This is a genomic window from Paenibacillus sp. FSL R7-0204, assembly GCF_038002225.1.
GTDB lineage: Bacteria > Bacillota > Bacilli > Paenibacillales > Paenibacillaceae > Paenibacillus_AQ.
Window position 1 is genome coordinate 7,568,393 of sequence record NZ_JBBOCA010000001.1, and the last position, 17,356, is coordinate 7,585,748.

General features: G+C 55.3%; 15 protein-coding genes. 8 read left to right on the plus strand and 7 right to left on the minus strand.

Annotated elements, in window-relative coordinates; genetic code table 11:
- Nucleotides 1-88 precede the first annotated feature (88 nt).
- A complete protein-coding gene (locus MKX42_RS32795; protein WP_340757563.1) occupies nt 89-568 on the minus strand; it encodes an Hsp20/alpha crystallin family protein in 480 nt (159 codons plus the stop codon).
- 213 nt (nt 569-781) lie between these two features.
- A complete protein-coding gene (locus MKX42_RS32800) occupies nt 782-1,336 on the minus strand; it encodes a GNAT family N-acetyltransferase (RefSeq protein ID WP_036723653.1) in 555 nt (184 codons plus the stop codon).
- A 106-nt stretch (nt 1,337-1,442) separates the two neighbouring features.
- Here MKX42_RS32800 and pdxR point away from each other — a divergent pair, with 106 nt between their 5' ends.
- Complete coding sequence (gene pdxR, locus MKX42_RS32805; RefSeq protein ID WP_340757564.1) at nt 1,443-2,900, plus strand: MocR-like pyridoxine biosynthesis transcription factor PdxR; 1,458 nt, start codon at nt 1,443-1,445, stop codon at nt 2,898-2,900.
- Nucleotides 2,901-3,165: 265 nt separating this feature from the next.
- On the opposite strand, the gene MKX42_RS32810 is transcribed toward pdxR, so the two are convergent.
- Nucleotides 3,166-4,128: a helix-turn-helix transcriptional regulator gene (locus MKX42_RS32810; RefSeq protein WP_340757565.1), complete on the minus strand. Its 963-nt coding sequence runs from the start codon at nt 4,126-4,128 to the stop codon at nt 3,166-3,168.
- A 114-nt stretch (nt 4,129-4,242) separates the two neighbouring features.
- Between MKX42_RS32810 and MKX42_RS32815 the strand changes: the two genes are divergently transcribed.
- Nucleotides 4,243-4,668: a VOC family protein gene (locus MKX42_RS32815; RefSeq protein ID WP_340757566.1), complete on the plus strand. Its 426-nt coding sequence runs from the start codon at nt 4,243-4,245 to the stop codon at nt 4,666-4,668.
- Nucleotides 4,669-4,958: 290 nt separating this feature from the next.
- Here MKX42_RS32815 and MKX42_RS32820 read toward each other — a convergent pair whose 3' ends face one another.
- Genes MKX42_RS32820 through MKX42_RS32830 form a run of 3 tightly spaced genes read right to left on the minus strand, consistent with a single transcriptional unit; the run spans nt 4,959 to nt 6,994 of the window.
- A complete protein-coding gene (locus MKX42_RS32820) occupies nt 4,959-5,858 on the minus strand; it encodes a DNA-3-methyladenine glycosylase family protein (RefSeq protein ID WP_340757567.1) in 900 nt (299 codons plus the stop codon).
- Nucleotides 5,839-6,423 carry a methylated-DNA--[protein]-cysteine S-methyltransferase gene (locus MKX42_RS32825; protein WP_340757568.1) on the minus strand — a complete coding sequence of 195 codons (585 nt, stop codon included), beginning with the start codon at nt 6,421-6,423 and terminating at the stop codon, nt 5,839-5,841. The genes MKX42_RS32820 and MKX42_RS32825 overlap by 20 nt, the downstream gene beginning before the upstream one ends.
- The gene (locus tag MKX42_RS32830; protein WP_340757569.1) at nt 6,404-6,994 is read right to left on the minus strand and encodes a bifunctional transcriptional activator/DNA repair enzyme AdaA; all 591 of its coding nucleotides are present in this window, start codon (nt 6,992-6,994) and stop codon (nt 6,404-6,406) included. The genes MKX42_RS32825 and MKX42_RS32830 overlap by 20 nt, the downstream gene beginning before the upstream one ends.
- A gap of 391 nt (nt 6,995-7,385) precedes the next feature.
- On the opposite strand from MKX42_RS32830, the gene MKX42_RS32835 reads away from it, so the two are divergent.
- The 3 genes from MKX42_RS32835 to MKX42_RS32845 all read left to right on the plus strand — a co-directional run bounded on the left by MKX42_RS32835 (nt 7,386) and on the right by MKX42_RS32845 (nt 10,013).
- Entirely contained in the window at nt 7,386-8,237 is an 852-nt protein-coding gene (locus MKX42_RS32835) for a GNAT family N-acetyltransferase (RefSeq protein ID WP_340757570.1), read from the plus strand.
- A gap of 322 nt (nt 8,238-8,559) precedes the next feature.
- Complete coding sequence (locus MKX42_RS32840) at nt 8,560-8,946, plus strand: hypothetical protein (protein WP_340757571.1); 387 nt, start codon at nt 8,560-8,562, stop codon at nt 8,944-8,946.
- A gap of 161 nt (nt 8,947-9,107) precedes the next feature.
- The gene (locus MKX42_RS32845) at nt 9,108-10,013 is read left to right on the plus strand and encodes a copper amine oxidase N-terminal domain-containing protein (RefSeq protein ID WP_340757572.1); all 906 of its coding nucleotides are present in this window, start codon (nt 9,108-9,110) and stop codon (nt 10,011-10,013) included.
- A 5-nt stretch (nt 10,014-10,018) separates the two neighbouring features.
- On the opposite strand, the gene MKX42_RS32850 is transcribed toward MKX42_RS32845, so the two are convergent.
- The gene (locus tag MKX42_RS32850) at nt 10,019-10,651 is read right to left on the minus strand and encodes a copper amine oxidase N-terminal domain-containing protein (RefSeq protein WP_340757573.1); all 633 of its coding nucleotides are present in this window, start codon (nt 10,649-10,651) and stop codon (nt 10,019-10,021) included.
- 353 nt (nt 10,652-11,004) lie between these two features.
- On the opposite strand from MKX42_RS32850, the gene MKX42_RS32855 reads away from it, so the two are divergent.
- The 3 genes from MKX42_RS32855 (at nt 11,005) to MKX42_RS32865 (ending at nt 17,222) form a co-directional block, all read left to right on the plus strand.
- Entirely contained in the window at nt 11,005-12,198 is a 1,194-nt protein-coding gene (locus MKX42_RS32855; protein ID WP_339249823.1) for an IS256 family transposase, read from the plus strand.
- A 348-nt stretch (nt 12,199-12,546) separates the two neighbouring features.
- Nucleotides 12,547-14,184 (plus strand): SWIM zinc finger family protein, encoded by a 1,638-nt coding sequence (locus MKX42_RS32860; RefSeq protein ID WP_340757574.1) that lies wholly within the window; start codon nt 12,547-12,549, stop codon nt 14,182-14,184.
- Nucleotides 14,181-17,222, plus strand: a complete 3,042-nt coding sequence (locus MKX42_RS32865; RefSeq protein WP_340757575.1) for a DEAD/DEAH box helicase — start codon at nt 14,181-14,183, stop codon at nt 17,220-17,222. The genes MKX42_RS32860 and MKX42_RS32865 overlap by 4 nt, the downstream gene beginning before the upstream one ends.
- Nucleotides 17,223-17,356: the final 134 nt, after the last annotated feature.

Here is a 17,356-nt window from a genome sequence, read left to right on the forward strand (position 1 = left end):
TACAGCCGCTAAGCCCGGAGCTCCTGCGGAAGCGGCAGCTTCAGCCCGACTTGGAAGTCCATCTGCCTCTTAAGGCTGCCCCTTCAGCTTACTGCTGAAGCTCTTTCCGTTCTGAAGCATCGCCGCCGCCATCCTGAATTTCGATCCGTTTGCCCTGGGACTTCTGCCGTTTCGGCACCTCCAGACTCAGCACACCGTCTTTCAGAGAAGCAAGAATGTCTTCCTCTGCAATATCCTGCACGTAGAACCGGCGTACATATTCACCATACCGCCGTTCGCGGCGCACCATCTGATGCCCCTTGTTCTCCTCATTGCTCTCTTCAGTGCGAACCGCCTTGATCGTCAAGTAAGGGCTGGAATAATCAATGTCGATTTCTTCTTTGCGGAAGCCCGGAAGCTCGGCCTCGATCAGATATGCCCCTTCACTCTCCCGGATGTCGGTCCGGAAAGACAGCGCGTTACTTGTCAGCGGTGCGAAGAAATCATCATTAAACACTTCGTTCAGCGACTTCGCCAGCACACCAAAAGCATCATCTCTGCGTTTACCAAAAGGAACCAAATCAAACATCTTTCATTCTCCTCTCATTTGACTTTTGATTTTTTGAATTCGGTCTTGCTAAGACTTTGACTTTGTCTGACCTATGGCTTTATTATAGCCTGCACCCCCGGAGAAAACAAAACCGGTATAAGCCGAAAATCCGGGAAAATCCGGCGTTTCGGCTCTTTTTTTATAATAAATTTTAACATTATTAAGGATTTGACCTTATTTGACCTTCCTGCTCTACTTCAAATAACGCTCCCGGTATTCACTCTCCAGCATGCCCATCATTATCACATCATGATACTCATGGTTATAAAACAGCGTCTGACGCCGCACCCCCTCCTGCACGAACCCGATGGACTCATATACATGCGCAGCACGGGCATTATAACTGTAGACCTCCAGCTCAATCCTGTGCAGATTCAGAATGCCGAAGCCATAATCCAGCATCAGCAGCAGCGCTTCACGCCCATATCCTTGTCCCTGATGCCGCTCGTCCCCGATGGCGATCCGCAGATTGGCATTCCGGTTATCCCCATCGATGTCCTGAATAGCGATGTCGCCGATAACCTCATCGTTCTCCTTCAGCGCGATGAGCAGCAGCACCGTGCTGTCATCTCCGGATTTACGCGCGATATAATTCTCAATCTGCTCTTTGGTGATATGCTTCTTCGTTCCTGTAAGCCTGCGGACTTCCGTGCCGTAGAACATATGGTAATACATTTCGGCATCTTCCCCGTTGAGCGGGCGCAGATATACCTTTTCCCCTGTTACAAGTTCTGAATGCCTGTTCATTCCCGTCATCTCCCACCTGTTGTTATAGCTCTTATGGTAATGCAGTGCTGCATACTATAAAATATACAAAAACGTCTAATTTCAAAGGACAGATTGAAGGTGAAGGATGCTGCTTGTCCCTGATCTGAATGAACACAGCGAGGTCCCGTACTACATACAGCTCTATAATTATCTGGCAAAAGCAATCCTGGGCGGCACCCTCCAGAGCGGGACGCGCCTGCCCTCTATCCGCCGCCTGGCGGCGTTATGCGGAATCAGCGCCACTCCGGTGGAGCTTGCATACCAGCAGCTTCTGGCAGAGGGCTTCATCGCCAGCAAGCCGCGCAGCGGCTACTATATTCTGCCCGTTCACCGGGAAGGCAGCCCTGCTGCCGCCGGGGAACGGCCCAGTCCGGCACCCCGCCCGATCACGCCCCGTGATTCACGGCACTACGCGTATGATTTCCATATGTCGCGCAATGATTTCTCCCTGTTCCCGCACAAAATATGGCGCAGCCTCTACCAGGAGCAGCTCGCGAATCCAGACCTGCTCCAGTACGGCGATCCCCAGGGGGAGCCGGCCCTCCGCGAGAGCATCGCCGCCCATCTGCGGCAATTCCGCGGGCTGCGCTGCACGGAGAAGCAGATTGTAGTCGGCGGCGACCAGTATACGCTGTGTTCTTTGCTGTGTCTGCTGCTGAAAGGACGGGTGAGCGGGCTGGGTATCGAAGATCCGGGGTACCACCTGCTGCCTGCGGCATTCCGGCGCAGCGGATATAGCATTCTGCCCATTCCGCTGGAGGAGGATGGATTGCAGATAGACAAGCTGTACAGCAGCGGGGCAGATGCTGTGTACATCTCGCCGTCCCACCAGTTTCCCCGGGGGATGACCATGCCAATCACCAAACGCCTCGCATTGCTGGAGTGGGCCCGGTCCACAGGCGGATATATAATCGAGGACGATTATGACGGGGAATTCCGCTATCACGGGCGGCCGATCCCCGCGCTGCAAGGGCTTGCTGAGGGCAGTCCGGTGATCTATATGTGCAGCTTCGCCCAGTCGGTAACCCCTGCGTTGTGTATTCACTATATGGTGCTGCCGGAGGAGCTGCTGCCAGACTATCACAGCCTGAGAAGCGAGCTGTACCTGGAGCATTCGGCCTCACGGCTTCATCAGATTGCGCTGCATTACTTTATGGAGCGGGGACATTTCGAGAAGCACCTGCGGCGGATGCGTCTGCTCTATCAGCGCAAGCATGACCTGCTGCTGCGCTCGGTCAGGCAGCATTTCGGCGATGCCGCAGTGCTCAGCGGAACGGATGCCGGATTTCATCTGCTGCTGACCTTTAAGCCGCCCGCAGCAGAAGTTGGCTCCAGCGTTAGCAACAGAGTTAGCAATAGCACCAGCGCCAGGGAGCTTGCTGCCGTAGCGGAAGCCGAGGGCATTCGCGTTACCCCCATGTCCTATACCTGGTGGTCCAAGCCGGACTACGATGAACCCGAATTCATCCTGGGCTTCGGCGGGATCGCCGAGGACCTGATCGATGAGGGCATCCGCAGATTGGCGGGGGCATGGCTGGGCTAGTAGATCATCAGATTTAAACCTCATTCTCGCGTATTCATTCGGATACTATAGGCGCTGGAACACCAGTTACTGCATTCTGTACAATGGAATGATGTCAAAACAGCTTCCAAATAGATTCTATTGTATTCGGTACAATTGATTGTTGAACAAAGGCTATTTTTCGCCCAAAATGCCATGTTCCAATGTACGAAATACAATAGAATATTATTTCACGGTCAAATATAAGCTTTCTATTGCAGGAAATACAATCAGCCAGGCTTTTAGATCAACTATACTTCTTCAGCATATCCGCAAGCGTCCGCCTCACCTCGGCCACCAGCTCCGGCGGCTCCTGCACCGTTGCCTCGCTGCACAGGCCAATCACAAACCGCGCGAAGAAGCCCAGATCGCTTCCCGGAATCTCACCCTCCAGCCAGCCTGTGCCGTCGGCACGGATATGCAGCAGCACCGGGGACCATACCTCCCCTTCGCAGGCCTGAACCCCCTCACTCCCCAGATCCACGTATAGCCGGATAAGGATCGGTTCCGCCTGCTGCGGCGGCGGGCTGCCGTATTCCTCCGTATTGTCCAAGTGGATATGACGCAGATCAAGCGCGGCCGGTCCCGCTTCATCATACCCGGCTGACTGAATCCGGTCACAGCGGAAGATACGGATGCCGCCCCGCAGGAAGCAATACGCCGGACAATACCACAGGCCGTTACTGGCATAGATGCCGACGGGCTGAATCCACCTTTGCTGCCGGCGGCCCTTCGACTGGTAATCGATCAGCAGCACTTTTTGCCCGGTGGCCGCTTCCAGCAGTTGGGGCAGATAAGGGAATTCCGCCTGCCGCGCCGGGGTCAGGAAATCAATTCTGTTCTTCATCTCGTCAATCCGGTCGCGGACATCGCCAGACATGTAGTTGTAGAACTTGTGCAGGGCGGATAAGGATTCTTCCTTGAAGGGAAGATATTTATAATGGCGCAGGGCATGGCTGGCAAAAAAAATCGCCACCGCCTCTTCCTCCATGAACGCAATCGGCGGCAGGATTCTCTCGCTTAGCACCTGATACCCTCCATGCGGCCCCACTTCGGAATAGAGCGGTACGCCCAGCTCCCCCAGCTCCTGCAAATCCCTGAGGATTGTGCGTGAAGAAACATGGAATTCGTCAGCCAGCTCCCTGACAGTAAATTTGCGCTTGCGGTTGACGGTCATCATCAGGTCCAGCAGCCTTTTGGATTTCGACACAGGGTTCACTCCATTTATATTTTAACTATGACAAGACCTGTCACTATTACAGTCTACACTATAACCATAGCCGGTTAGTACAGGCAAATATACCTTCCAAGGAGCGAACAAGACATGAAACTGCAAATGAACCCTTATATTCTGGTGGACGGATCTGCCCAGGAGGCGATAGCTTTTTATCAGGAGGCGCTTGGCGCTGTGGTGCTGTTCAAGCAAACAATGGGCGAAGGCCCGCAGAACCCGGACGCCCCGATGACGGAGCAGGAGAAGGCACAGATTGCCCATGCGGTGCTGCTGGCGGGAGAGACGAAGTTTTTTGTGGCGGATTATGAGCCGGGTATGCCGCGCAGCCGGGGCAACAGCATCAACATTTGTCTCACGGTGGAGACCGCGGCTGAAGCACAGCAGTTATTCAACTCACTGAAGGCAGGCGGCACCGTCGACATCGAGCTGGCCCCGGCCTATTACAGTCCCGCTTACGGCATGGTGACCGATAAGTTCGGCGTATGCTTCCAGATCTTCACGATGAAGGGGCGGTGAGGCCGGGAAGGCTGAGGTAACCTCGGGCCGATGGGCATTGCGGCAAATGCAATATGCTCCACAGACCTAGGCATCTTCGCGCGGGTCCAATGTAATCGGTTTTTCGATTACAATCGGCCCAGTAGCCATCGCGCCGTCCAATGTAATCGGTTTTTCGATTACATTGGGTCTACGTGGCGTGCATAGTCCAATTGTGGTCGGTTTTTCGACCACATCCGCATTGGGCAGATCAGCCGCAACAACGTAAACAAAGCAGGGTCCCGCCATACTTAAGGGGACCTTGCTTTGTTCTAATATAACGCCCGCCACAAGTAAAAGGTGGCGTATGCTTCCCAGCCTTGCCAGGGCCGGGCCAGCTCCAGCAGCTCCGCCGGTGTCGGCTTGCGGTCCATGGCGGTAAGGAACTTGATTACATTTTGCAGGCCGACATCGCCTACAGGGAACGAGGACGCATCGCGCAGGCAGCGCATACGGACGTATTGCGAGGTCCACGGGCCGATCCCGCGGATCTGCAGCAGCCGCTGCTCAGCGGCGGCCGGAGACGGAAGCGCCAGCAGCTCCTCCCGGCTTAGCTCCCCGCTTGTGATCAGCGAGGCTACGGTAAGCACTGTCTGTGCTTTGCTGCGGGTTAGCTGCAAGGCGCATAACTCCTCTACCTGCACCTCAGTGAACACCTCAGGGCCAGGGAACCGGTAGTAGTTCTGCCCCTCCCATTCCAGCGCTTCCCCGTATTCAGCGGTCAGCCGCTGCTTCAGCCTGTAGGCAAAAGCCAGATTCACCTGCTGCCCCAGAATCGCCCAGCATAACGCCTCGAACAGATCAGGGATCCCGATGATCCGCAGCCCCCGGTGCTCGCTGGCCAGCGGCCCGAGCAGCGGGTCCGCTGCCGCCAGCCTGTAGAACGGGGCAAGGTCACGGTCCAGATCAAACCATTCCACAATATAGCGGGCCAACACCTCCTGCTCCAGTGCACCGGGTATCGCCCCATGCAGCCGGGTTACACTCAGCTTGTGATCCTCGGACACACTGAGCCGCACCAGCAGCGGGCCGCCCTCTATCCTGAACATCCGGCTGACGCCTGCCTCATCCGTGCGGAACAGGCATTCCAGCGGCGAGCGGTTCATGTACTCCAGACAGGCCCCCAGGTCGAAGTCCTCCGGCAGCGGCAGCTCAAAAAGCAAATCGTTCATGACCAGCCGCCTTTACATTCAGAATCCCCTCCAGCCGGAGCAGCTCCTGCTTCATCTGGAGTCCGCCCCGGAAGCCGGTTAAGGTACCGTTCGCGCCAATCACCCGGTGGCAGGGTACAATGACCGGCACGGGGTTCTGCCCGTTGGCCGCACCGACAGCGCGAACCGCCAACGGTCTGCCGATCCGCTCAGCCAATTGCTTGTAGCTGGCCGTCTCACCATGCGGGATGGTAAGCAGCCCCCGCCACACCTCCTGCTGAAACGGTGTGCCCCACAGATCCAGCTGAACACTACTGAAATCTACCGGCTCTCCGGCAAAATACCGCTCCAGCAGCGTGATCAACCCAAGCTGCTCAAATCTTCCGGCATCCTCCATCAGCTCATGGGCAGGCGCATACATTTTCAACCAGGAGGCGGGTAATTGCCCTTCGTCCTGCGGGAAGGATACGCGGATCAGGCCTTTATCGCTGGCCCACAGGGTCCACTCCCCGTTTCCGGGATTCAGGGTATGACGATAAATCGTGATCGTATTTGTACTCCGGCTGTTATTCCGGCTTGGGTTCATGTTGGTTTCCTCCTTCGTTATGCTTGCTGCGGTACTCTGTAGGGGACAGCCCCGTCTTCTTCACGAACCAGGCGGCAAAATGAGAGGGCGTACGGAACCCCACAGCCCCGCCGACTTCAGCCATCCCAGCTGCGGTCTGTGTCAGCAGCCTGCAGGCTTCTTCTGCGCGCAACGTGTCCAGTCTGGCAGCAGGTGACAGGCCAGTAACCCGCTTATAGGTGCGCTGCAGGTGGAACGGGCTGACCTTCAGCTCTTCAGCCATCGACTTCAAGGTAAGCTTGCTGCCGAACCGTCCGTCCATAATGGCGTCCGCCTGCGCCGCCAGGACTGCGTCCGGACGGAGGGTGCCGCCTTCCTCAGGACGGCATCTTTTGCAGGGACGGAAGCCTGCCGATATAGCCTCCTGCAAGGAGCCATAGAATACAACATTCGCTGCCTTCGGCGTTCTCGCCCGGCAGGACGGACGGCAGACAATATGGGTCGTCAGCACCGCCGTATAGTAGATCCCGTCATAGGTCGGCTCACGCCGCACCACCGTTTCATAGATATGCTCGAACAATTGCAGGTCCATCCCCATCACCTCTTACCGCCAGTATAAACGATTCGTTTTGATATATGCAGCTATTGCAATAGGAGAGCAAGATTACGACAGTGATGCTGGGGGTTTCCCGCCAAGCACAACTAGAGTAGAAATCAATGAAATCGCGGATCTATAGTCCGTCGGATAGAGGAATCTCCCCCTGCAACAAACAATTGGATAAACGTCTTATCTAGCGGATTTTCGGGCAATGTGCGCAAGCAAGTGGAAAAACACCAGCTATTAATGCTAGTATTGGCTACTTGGGTTAGAATGGAACCTTTTAAGTGTTGTTTTTACAACTGTTGTTCCAAAAGGGGCGATTCGCTCATCAGCAAGTGTACGATATCCAACTACTCTCTTTATTCGGAGGACTAAGAACCCAATGAAACTATCAGACATCCGCTGCGAACGCCTAAGCAAGAAGGATTCTCTCGCAGCCGCAAAACTATTAAGCCTGGACGCGGATACTGGCCCTGACCTCCTGCAGGTGCTGGAAGAGGAGCCGGAGCTGTTTATCGCCGCTTATGTAGGTGAGACGCTTATTGCGTTAGTCCAAATGGAAGCGTCCGCACCCCAGTCTCATCTAAATGTATTCGTCGCCCCGCAATCTCGCCGACAAGGCATTGGCAGGGCGTTAATGCAGGTGGCAGAAGCTCAATTACAGGCAGGCGGGACCCAAAAGATCAGTACTTCTGTCCGGTCCGGGGTATCCTCTTCCCTTGCGTTTGCCCGCAGCCTTAGCTATACCCCATACTATTCACTTATTTATATGGAACGGACCGGAGGTTCTTTTCCTCAGGAAACGGCTTCTGCAAGATTGTATAGAGATGAGGACTTTGCGGCCGCCCATTCGCTGTATGCTACTGCTTTTCATGAAATGCGGATGCGTGTCGGCTGCTTTCCCGATTCTGTTGTTGCAGAGCCTAATGAAGGCAGACGAAATGCCTGGGCAGCGGATGCACAGGACCGGCTGGTCTATGAGCTTGACGGAGAAATTGCGGCTTACAGCCATATCCACGGGAATGAAATTAGCAGTGTTAGTGTACGTTCTGACCTTCAGGGACGCGGAATCGGACGAACCTTCGTGAAGTACTTGTGTGGTGAGATCCACCAGCGCGGCTATACAAGCGTTATCCTATCCTGCGTCGTTGGGAATGAAGCCATACATTTGTATAACAGCCTTGGATTTCAGGAAACGCATCGAATGGAGTATATGATAAAACAGGATGGTTGAAGCGGGATCCCTGCGTCCGCAGAGAAAATCTGGAACAGCGGATGATGAGCACGATGAATGTATTTGCGGGGTATGGATTCCTGTAACGAAGAAATAAAATGATTTGGACTTAAGTCTTAGTATATTTGACAGGAAACTATAAGTCTATATTTCAGCGGGAAATGCTGTTAGTCTGAGGATGACCGGTTTGTCAAAAACAGCCAGCCGCATATCCTAAGAATGTCAGCGAAACCTGCGGCATATGTGAAACAAATACAAGTATACGGACAGCAGGAGCAGTGTTATATTGCTACAGCTTTTCATATGGCACCCGGACGTTTTTTTGACAAAAGTGATCCGCAATTGTGGGGTGTTCGATTTCGATGACAGCATCTATGGCTGGTACGCTCTTGATATAGCAATCGCAGCCGTCCATGCTGTCTGGTGGGGTTCCCCCGGGAAAGACCGGCAGTCCAAGAATAATTTTGCTGCTCACTTTCTGAATGAGTTTCTGACCGGATACTCTTTGTATCATGTGTTATCCGCTTACTGGATTCAGCAGATCCCTATGCTCATGGACTACCGGAATATCTGCTCCTATTTCTGGTGGCTGGATGATTGGAACGGCGATGAATCCGGACTGTCTGAATTTCAACAAGCTGCTATTGCTCATGCAGTGATGCTAATTTCTAAGGGGCAGTGCTTTGAGGGTTGTGACTTTACCTTATAGCTGTCAGGATTCTTCGGTGATCCGTACCCTATCCTAACAAGCCTTCCCTAAGCCCTAACGGGGTCTGAAAGGCTTTTTTTCATCTGCCCGCAATCTTAACATCCTGTTAACCTCACGTTATAATCAAAAGATATACATTACTTGGAAGGAATGAGCTGCCAATGCCTATACTGAAAAGGTTAGTTCCGTTCTGTCTGATCCTCTTATTCTTATTTGCCGGCATTAGCTCCACCACTGCTGCTTCCAGCCCGGCCCGGTCAACCACAAGACCTATACAGGTTAACATCAATGGTGCTTTTATCTCTGCTGATAGCAGTCCTTTTATACAGTCTGGCCGAACGATGATTCCCATCCGCACGCTTGCTTCCCTGGGGCTCCACTATTCTTGGGACGCTATCCGCCATACGGTAACGATCACGAATTCCTCTAATGACCACTTTGAAATGACTCAGGGGCAATCTGTGGCTTACAAGAATGGCGAGCCTGTACAGATGGATAGTGAAGCCAATAATTACAACGGACGACTCATGGTTCCCGCAAAGTTTGTCAGTGAGGCATTTGGATACACTGTGTACTATGAAAAGATAAGGGAAATCATCTTCATTCAGTCCAAGAATTTTACTCCTGATGCCCAAGCCATCCATTCAGCAGATCTTAAGCAGGCCCGCCTGGCGGCCATTACGTTGCCGGTGCACTACACTTTTAAACCCGGTACAAGTCTGCAAAGTGATCAATCCCAATACTTCACCTACTCCTTTGCTTCAAAGGACGCCACACGCTATGCCTACAGCAATGGAGCAATAACCACAGTGGTTGAGATTGCAGGCACAACGGCCACAGCCATATGGCAGGCTTCGGAGGCAGCTATCCCCGGTTATCCGGCAACTACGTTCGGCGGTGTGCAGCCAGCGTATATTTCCGATCTGTTTCAGGATTCTTTTAGCTACGACAACGGAGTGTATAGCGGGTATCACAGGCTTAGCGACGGCACTGTAACAACAGCTAAATTCCCAGGTAAACACCCGGGTCTTACTGACGCTGATCTGATCCGGGCCATCCCGGAGTAGAGAACCTATATGCCGAAGTTAGCTCCCGGGAAAAGGGTGTACCGGTCCAAATATTTTGCAGTGTCCGGTACCCTGTTCACGGACTTGATTTTCCCCTGCCCAAAAACAAAATTCCACCGTTCCACTTTCACCTTATACTCATCTTCAGCAGTTACTCTCTGCACAATCCGCACGGTTAAGCTGCTATCTGTACTGGCAACAGGCTTCATATCAATAATTGTTCCCATATTATACGTTCCCGCAGGGAAGCTTTCGTTATAAATGTCCGTCTTGAAATTAGGCGTAACTGTATCGAGAACTCCTTGATAATCCCGTTCGTCATACGCCATAATCCATCTGTATGCCAGGTTCCGGTCCGCTACATAAGCCACGCTGCTGCGCTCCATTCCGAAATTCGGATCAGAATCCACATACACGGTTTTACTTTTGTTATCCCACTGGATACTGGCGTCAAACCCTTCTGAAACGGCCCGAATCGGGACATATACCGTACCATTAATTATCTTAGGCGGCGTCTGAGTTTTCACTTGGTTACCATTTACGATTATTTTTGGAGCGACTGTAGCCGCAAAGGCTCCTGCACTAAACACTAGGGTCAAAGCCAGTCCTGATATGCCTATTTTCATTATTTTTTTCATTTTTCACTCTCTCCTAGGATGATAGATTTCTATCTTAGACGCCACTCAAGCATATTTGTTTCTATAAAATCAATATTATGTAATTGTTCAGCCCGCCTATCTCTCTTCAATTCCGAGTGTTTTCTCTCACCGGCCGGTTGCTTGGAGGCGCATTGTTGCATTTTTTGCAGGATTCTTCTAAAAAATCTTATGGGCTACGGCACATTGTTGCATAATTTGCAGGAAATTCAGTGTTTAGAGCAAGTTCGCGGATGGCGTAAAGTAAGTTGTGTACCAAGATTTGGAGCCTAGTCAGGCACCAAAAAAGTAGGGTATCCTCGGGATTGCGAAACCACCAAGGAGGAACCCTACCAATGAATATTTTACCCGAAAGTTCGCTGAATAATCTATTTGAAAAACTTGTTAAAGATTTTGTGAAAGACAACATGGAACGCCTGTTGCGCGCCGAAATCCAGGGGTTTATGGAGAGTGAAGAAGCCGGCGCCAGCAATAGTCGCAATGGCTACTATACGCGAGACTTACACACGAAATATGGCCATATCGAGGATCTTCAGGTGCCCCGGGACCGCCAAAGCCTTTTCCAGACGCAGTTGTTTGAGCCGTACCAGCGGCGGGACGGATGGTTAGAAGAGGCCGTCATCCAAATGTATAAATCGGGCATGGGTACGCGGGATGTGGCCCGGTTCATTGAAAGTATGTTTGGTAGCCACTACTCCCCAACCACGGTCAGCAATATTACGGCTACAGTGCTGGACGATATCCACCAGTGGCAAAAGCGGCCACTGAGCAAACGGTATTCTGTGATCTATTTAGATGGGCTGTACGTGAAGCTGAAACGGGGCACGGTTCGTGGTGAAGTGGTCTACTTTGCGATGGGAATTGACGAGGAGGGACAGCGTCAAATTCTCGGGTTCTACGTGGGTGGCCAAGAGAGTTCGAATGGCTGGCGGGAGGTACTCAAAGACCTGTACGACCGCGGAGCGCAGGAAGTCCTGCTGGGTGTGTTTGACGGGCTACCGGGACTGGATGCGGCGTTTAAAGAGACCTATCCTCAGGCGGATGTACAGCATTGCGTAGTGCACAAAGTGCGGGCCACGTTTCATAAAATTCGGGTGGAGCACAAAACCGATGTCATGGAGGCGTTGAAAACCGTATATACAGCACCGGATGAAGTGGTAGCCCGGGCTAACTTTGATACGGTCAAAGCGAAGTGGAACAAGCTGTATCCGAAGGAAATGAGGTCCTGGGAGGAACAGTTATCCACACTCCTGACGTTCTACAACTATCCGCTGTCGATCCGTAAAGCGATCTACACGTCGAACCCCATCGAGCGGATGAACAAGGAAATCCGCAAGCGTCTGAAACCGATGAACAGTCTGACAAACATGGATGCCGCAGAGAAAATCGTGTACCTGGAGATGCTGGAATACAATGAACGTCATGCAGGGCGGGTCGCCCAAGGCTTTGGAGTGGATGCCGTTAAAAAGAAGCTAAAAGAGCTATTCGAAACACGCTACCCCTCTTTGCCCACACCGGAAGAGGCGTAGCAGATAAATCCAGTTTCTGGGAGTCGGGGTTCCCCCTCCCCCCAGAAACACTACATCCCAACCCGTAACCCGGGGGAGGCACTTCTACTCTTTTACACAAACTTCTTGACGCTACCAGTTCGCGCTGACTATATTGCATTTTGTGCAGGATTTCAGCATCGGGCGCTTCTATTGGACAGTATTGCTGCACATTTTGCAGGATTTCTCTACAATGTACGAGCATGGCCCCCCTCTGGCCGTCAGCCATATCATACCTGCCAGGATTTCAGACATTTCCGGGATACGCTATACAAAAATGATATAATGGAACGATGGATTCACCCAATCTGCTACAGGAGAACGATAGCGATGCAGTCAAACTATATGATGGATGCTGCCGGGTGGGATAAGCTCATCTCGGAGGTTGCCCATTCTTTCGATGATCTGACCCTGAAACGGGGATTTCAATATTATAAGCAGCAGCGCGTGCAGGTCTTCAGGATGATCACGCCGCACAGAATTATGTCGCTGGTCGAAGGCCGGGAGGATTATGCGGTCTCCATCGACCTGGACGATCTGCAGGAGAGCCATTGCGATTGCCCCGTACCCGGGATGTGCAAGCATATGGCGGCTGTGCTGATGCAATACGCCGAGGAGCAGGACAAGCCTGTGCATTCCATCGCGAACGCCAAGGCGCTGGTCAACCAGCCTAAGATTCATTCTGCTACGGCGTCCGCTGTCCCGGGACGGCGCGGGGAACAATTGAAGAAGCTGGCCACCCTGATTCCTGAGGCAACGGTGCAGCAGTGGCGTGAATATATGGCGCTGCTGGTGGAACCGCTTGCCCATACGGTGCGCAACCCGCAGTATGCTGACCGGGCGCTCGCCGCCATTACCGGGGGCCAGCCCAAGCTGCCTGCCGCTGCTGCACAACTGTTCAAGTTACACGCTCATCTCTGTGTGCTGGAGAGTATCCTCCGGCCTGGCGGGACATCTCTCACGGCGAACCCCTTGTCCCTTGGTTATTCCGTGGGCTACTACACCTCTATTGCGATTTCCGAGCTGCAAAAGCATGTCACAGACATGATGAAGCGGGGTCTGCCGCTGGCAGAAGCCCCTGAGGAGTGGCCGAGAGTCTACGATACGATTGCCTATCTGCGGACCGAGATGCTGAACGAAACGCGTGACCGCGCCAGAGAACAGCCTTATTTCTCTGCTTGTTACAGCCTGCTGTGGATCAACTGGATTACCCCGAATCTAAGCGGACCGGAGCTGTACACCAAGGAGCTGGCGGAGCTGCAAAAGGCCGGAGAAAAGCTAAGCGCCGCTGCTCCCCGCCATGCCCTGCTGCTGGCCGAGAGCCGGATGCATGCGCTGCTCCATGAGGATGCGGCTGCTATTGAGAAGCTGGACGCCGCGTCCGAACGGCCCGGGCTGCACCCGGAGGAGCTGATGAGCTTCCTGCCTCCGCTGGCCGAAGCCGGCCAGTGGAGACGCCTGACCCTGTGGCTGGCCGCGCTCGGCCCGCTGCTGAACAGCCGAATGTACAATCTGCTGGATTATGCAGGCTACTGGGATGAGGCGGTCCGGCACCTGCCCGAAGAAGAGCCCCTGATGTGGGAGACGCTGTCAGGGATGCTGCCGCTGTCACGCGAGATCTATGAAGTCCAGCTGCTTGCCTACGGCAAATGGCAGGATTGGATGGATATGCAGATTGCCTCCGGCCATCGGCCTGCCGACTTCCGGGTGAGCGACCTGCAGCCGATCGAGAAGAATGCGCCGGAGCTGCTTCTGCCGTTCTACCATCAGGCGGTGGAACGCTTCGTGCTGGACAAGAACCGGCACAGCTACAAAGCGGCCGTGAAGCTGCTGAAACGGCTAGCCAAGCTGTACAAAAAACTGAAACGCGAAGCACGCTGGGAAGTGTTCCTGGACGGCTTCACGGATAGGCATAGCCGCCTGCGCGCCCTTCAGGAAGAGCTGCGGAAAGGAAAACTGATTCCATGAATATGAAGATGCGCAATATTACCGTCCAGCTCGCCCTTACCCAGTATGGGGATGCGCTGATCTATGGTGTGGATGACCGCGATGATTATATGCCCGGTGTCCAGCTCAAGCAAATGCTGTTCGCCTGGCATGAGGAATCCTTCTACGGCACGGAGCTTAGCACCTCGAAGGCCGATGAGGTCGAGCTGGTGGTGCTGCCTGCCGAGCAGGTCCTGCCGTTCTTTGCGGACCTGCGGCTGCTCCGGCATGTCGGCTGGAGCTGGCAGGGCGATGCCCAGCTGTTAACCCGGCTGGCCCCGCTGCTGGCCCGAATGCTGGAGGCCCGGCAGTATGCCCCGAGCTTCGCAGCCTACCGTGAAGGCCAGCTCCGCTGGGCCTGGACAGAACAAGTGCTGGCGGAAGCCGCCGAGGCAGACTGGGACGATGCGGCCGCGCTGCATCGTCTTCAGGAGCGCAGCGGGTTCGCCGAAGGGCTGCAGGCCGCCTTCTCGGCGGCGGTCTTCCAGCGGCACTACAGCACCGAGGCGCAGGCCGGTGATCTGCGCAGTGAATTCCCGCTGCTGTTCAGCGCAGGCGGGAGAAGCGCAGCCGGTATGGACGAGGACAGCTGGCTGATGTCCATCGGCTGGAAGGCAGACACCGCGCCGTTCCGGCCGGTGCTGCAGCTGCTTGAGCCTGACGATGAGCTGCCGCACTGGCGGCTCCAGCTGCTCCTCCAGGACAAGCGCGACGAGTCCGCGCTTGTGCCGCTGCGGCTCACCGGGGACGGCGAGCCGCATGGCACTTGGCCCGCAGCGTGGACAGCGCATGTCCACGAGCGCGCGGGCGGGTGGCTGTCACGGCTGCGTGACAGCCTTCCGGAGCACATCGGGCGCGGCGCCGATGTGCTGGCAGAGCCGCTCGGCGACGAGGTCGCGTGGCGGTTCCTTACGGCCGACAGCCGCGCTCTGCTGGAGGCGGGCTGGCAGGTGCTGCTGCCGGCATGGTGGGAAGCCGCCAGCCGCAGGAAGCCGCGCCTGCGCGCGAAGATCAGCTCCGGCACGGCTGAGGGCAGCCGCGGGCAGTCGCTGTTCGGCCTGGATGCGCTCGTCGATTTCGACTGGCGCATCTCCATCGGCGACGCCGACCTGACCGAGGCGGAGTTCGCCGACCTCGTAGCGCGCGGGGAACGCCTCGTCCAGTTCCGCGGCAAGTGGATTCCGCTGGACCCTGCGCTACTGGCGCAGATTCAGCGGGCCATGGCCGGGATGGACAAGTCGCGCGGCTTGTCCTTCCAGGATGTGTTGCAGCTGCACCTGCTGAACGAAGGTGCAGACGGCGATTCGGAGGAAGCGGAAGCGCAGCGCGCCGAGGAAGAAGCGGTTCGCGTAAGGCTGGAGGTCGAACTGAACGAGCACCTCTTGAAGCTGATCGGACAGCTCGGGCAGCGTAGCCAGTGGCCGAAGCCGGAGGTGCCGGCCGGTCTGCATGCCGAGCTTCGAAGCTACCAGCATGAGGGCTTCGCCTGGCTGGTCTTCCTCCGCCGCTTCGGGCTGGGCGCTTGCCTGGCCGATGACATGGGGCTTGGCAAGACGGTGCAGCTGATCTCCTACCTGCTCCATCTGAAGGAGCAGGAGGAGGAAGCCGCAGCTTCCGGCGCACCCGTGGCCCGGCGGCAGACCGAGCCGGCCGGCTGGCCTTCGCTGATCATCTGTCCGACCTCCGTGCTGGGCAACTGGCAGAAGGAGCTGCAGCGCTTCGCGCCTTCCCTGAATGTGATGCTTCATTACGGAAGCCGGCGGCTGGATGCCGGATATTTCTACGGCGCGGCTTCGCAGGCGGATGTTGTGCTTACCTCTTACGCTACCGCTGCACTGGACCAGGAGCTGCTGAAGCAGTTCACCTGGGCAACCGTATGCCTGGATGAAGCACAGAATATCAAAAACGCCGGAACGAAGCAGTCCGCCGCCGTGCGCAGCTTCCCGGCCTTGCACCGGATCGCCCTGACTGGTACGCCGATTGAGAACAGGCTGTCCGAGCTGTGGTCGATCTACGATTTCATCACACCGGGTTATCTCGGCAGCCCGAAGGGGTTCCAGGACCGGTTCGCAAATGCCATTGAGAAGGAGCGCAATTCCGAGCGGACCGCTGATTTGCAGCGGCTGGTCAAGCCGTTCATGCTGCGCCGCAAGAAGAAGGACCCGGCGATCCAGCTTGATCTCCCGGATAAAAATGAGATGAAGACCTACATTAACCTGACGGCCGAGCAGGCCGCACTCTACGATCAGAACGTGAACAGCCTGCTTGAACGGATGCAGAAGCTGGAGGGCATCGAACGCAAGGGGGCCATTCTCGCCGCCTTGACCAGCCTGAAGCAGCTCTGTGACCATCCGATGCTGCTAACCAAGGAGGCACTGCCTGAGCCGGAAGACGGCAGCGCTCTGGACACCACCTCCTTGATCGAACGCTCCGCCAAGCTGGAACGGCTGCTCGCGATGGTGCGCGAGCTGCGCGAGGAGAACGAGCGCTGCCTGATCTTCACCCAGTATGTAGGCATGGGTAAAATGCTCCAGGCCGTACTTCAGCAGGAGCTTCAGGAACCGGTGCTGTACCTGAACGGCAGCACGCCGAAGAGCACGCGCGACCGCATGATTGAGCGGTTCCAGGCTCCCCCGCTGCCTGCGGGCGAAGCCGCTGCAGATGGAGCCGCTGGAGCGCAGACGTCCGATCAGCCGAATGTATTCATCCTCTCGCTCAAAGCGGGCGGAGTCGGCCTCAACCTGACGGCCGCCAACCATGTGTTCCATTTCGACCGCTGGTGGAATCCGGCGGTGGAGAACCAGGCCACAGACCGTGCTTACCGCATGGGCCAGACCCGGGATGTACAGGTGCATAAGTTCATCTCGCTCGGCACGCTGGAGGAGAAGATTGACGAGATGCTGGAGAGCAAGCAGCAGCTCAGCGACGACGTCATCTCCGGCTCCGAGGGCTGGATCACCGAGCTCTCCACAGACGCGCTGAAGGATCTGTTCACGCTGCGCCGGGAATGGGTGGGATAACCCGCCACTGTGGATACCGCCTGTTCCGGCTATCTTTTATCTGCTACAGGTCTGGCATCAGTCTGGCATGAGTCTGTCATCGGTCTATTACCTGTCAGCCAGCGTGGCATTACTGGACCTTCACCCTTCGGCCT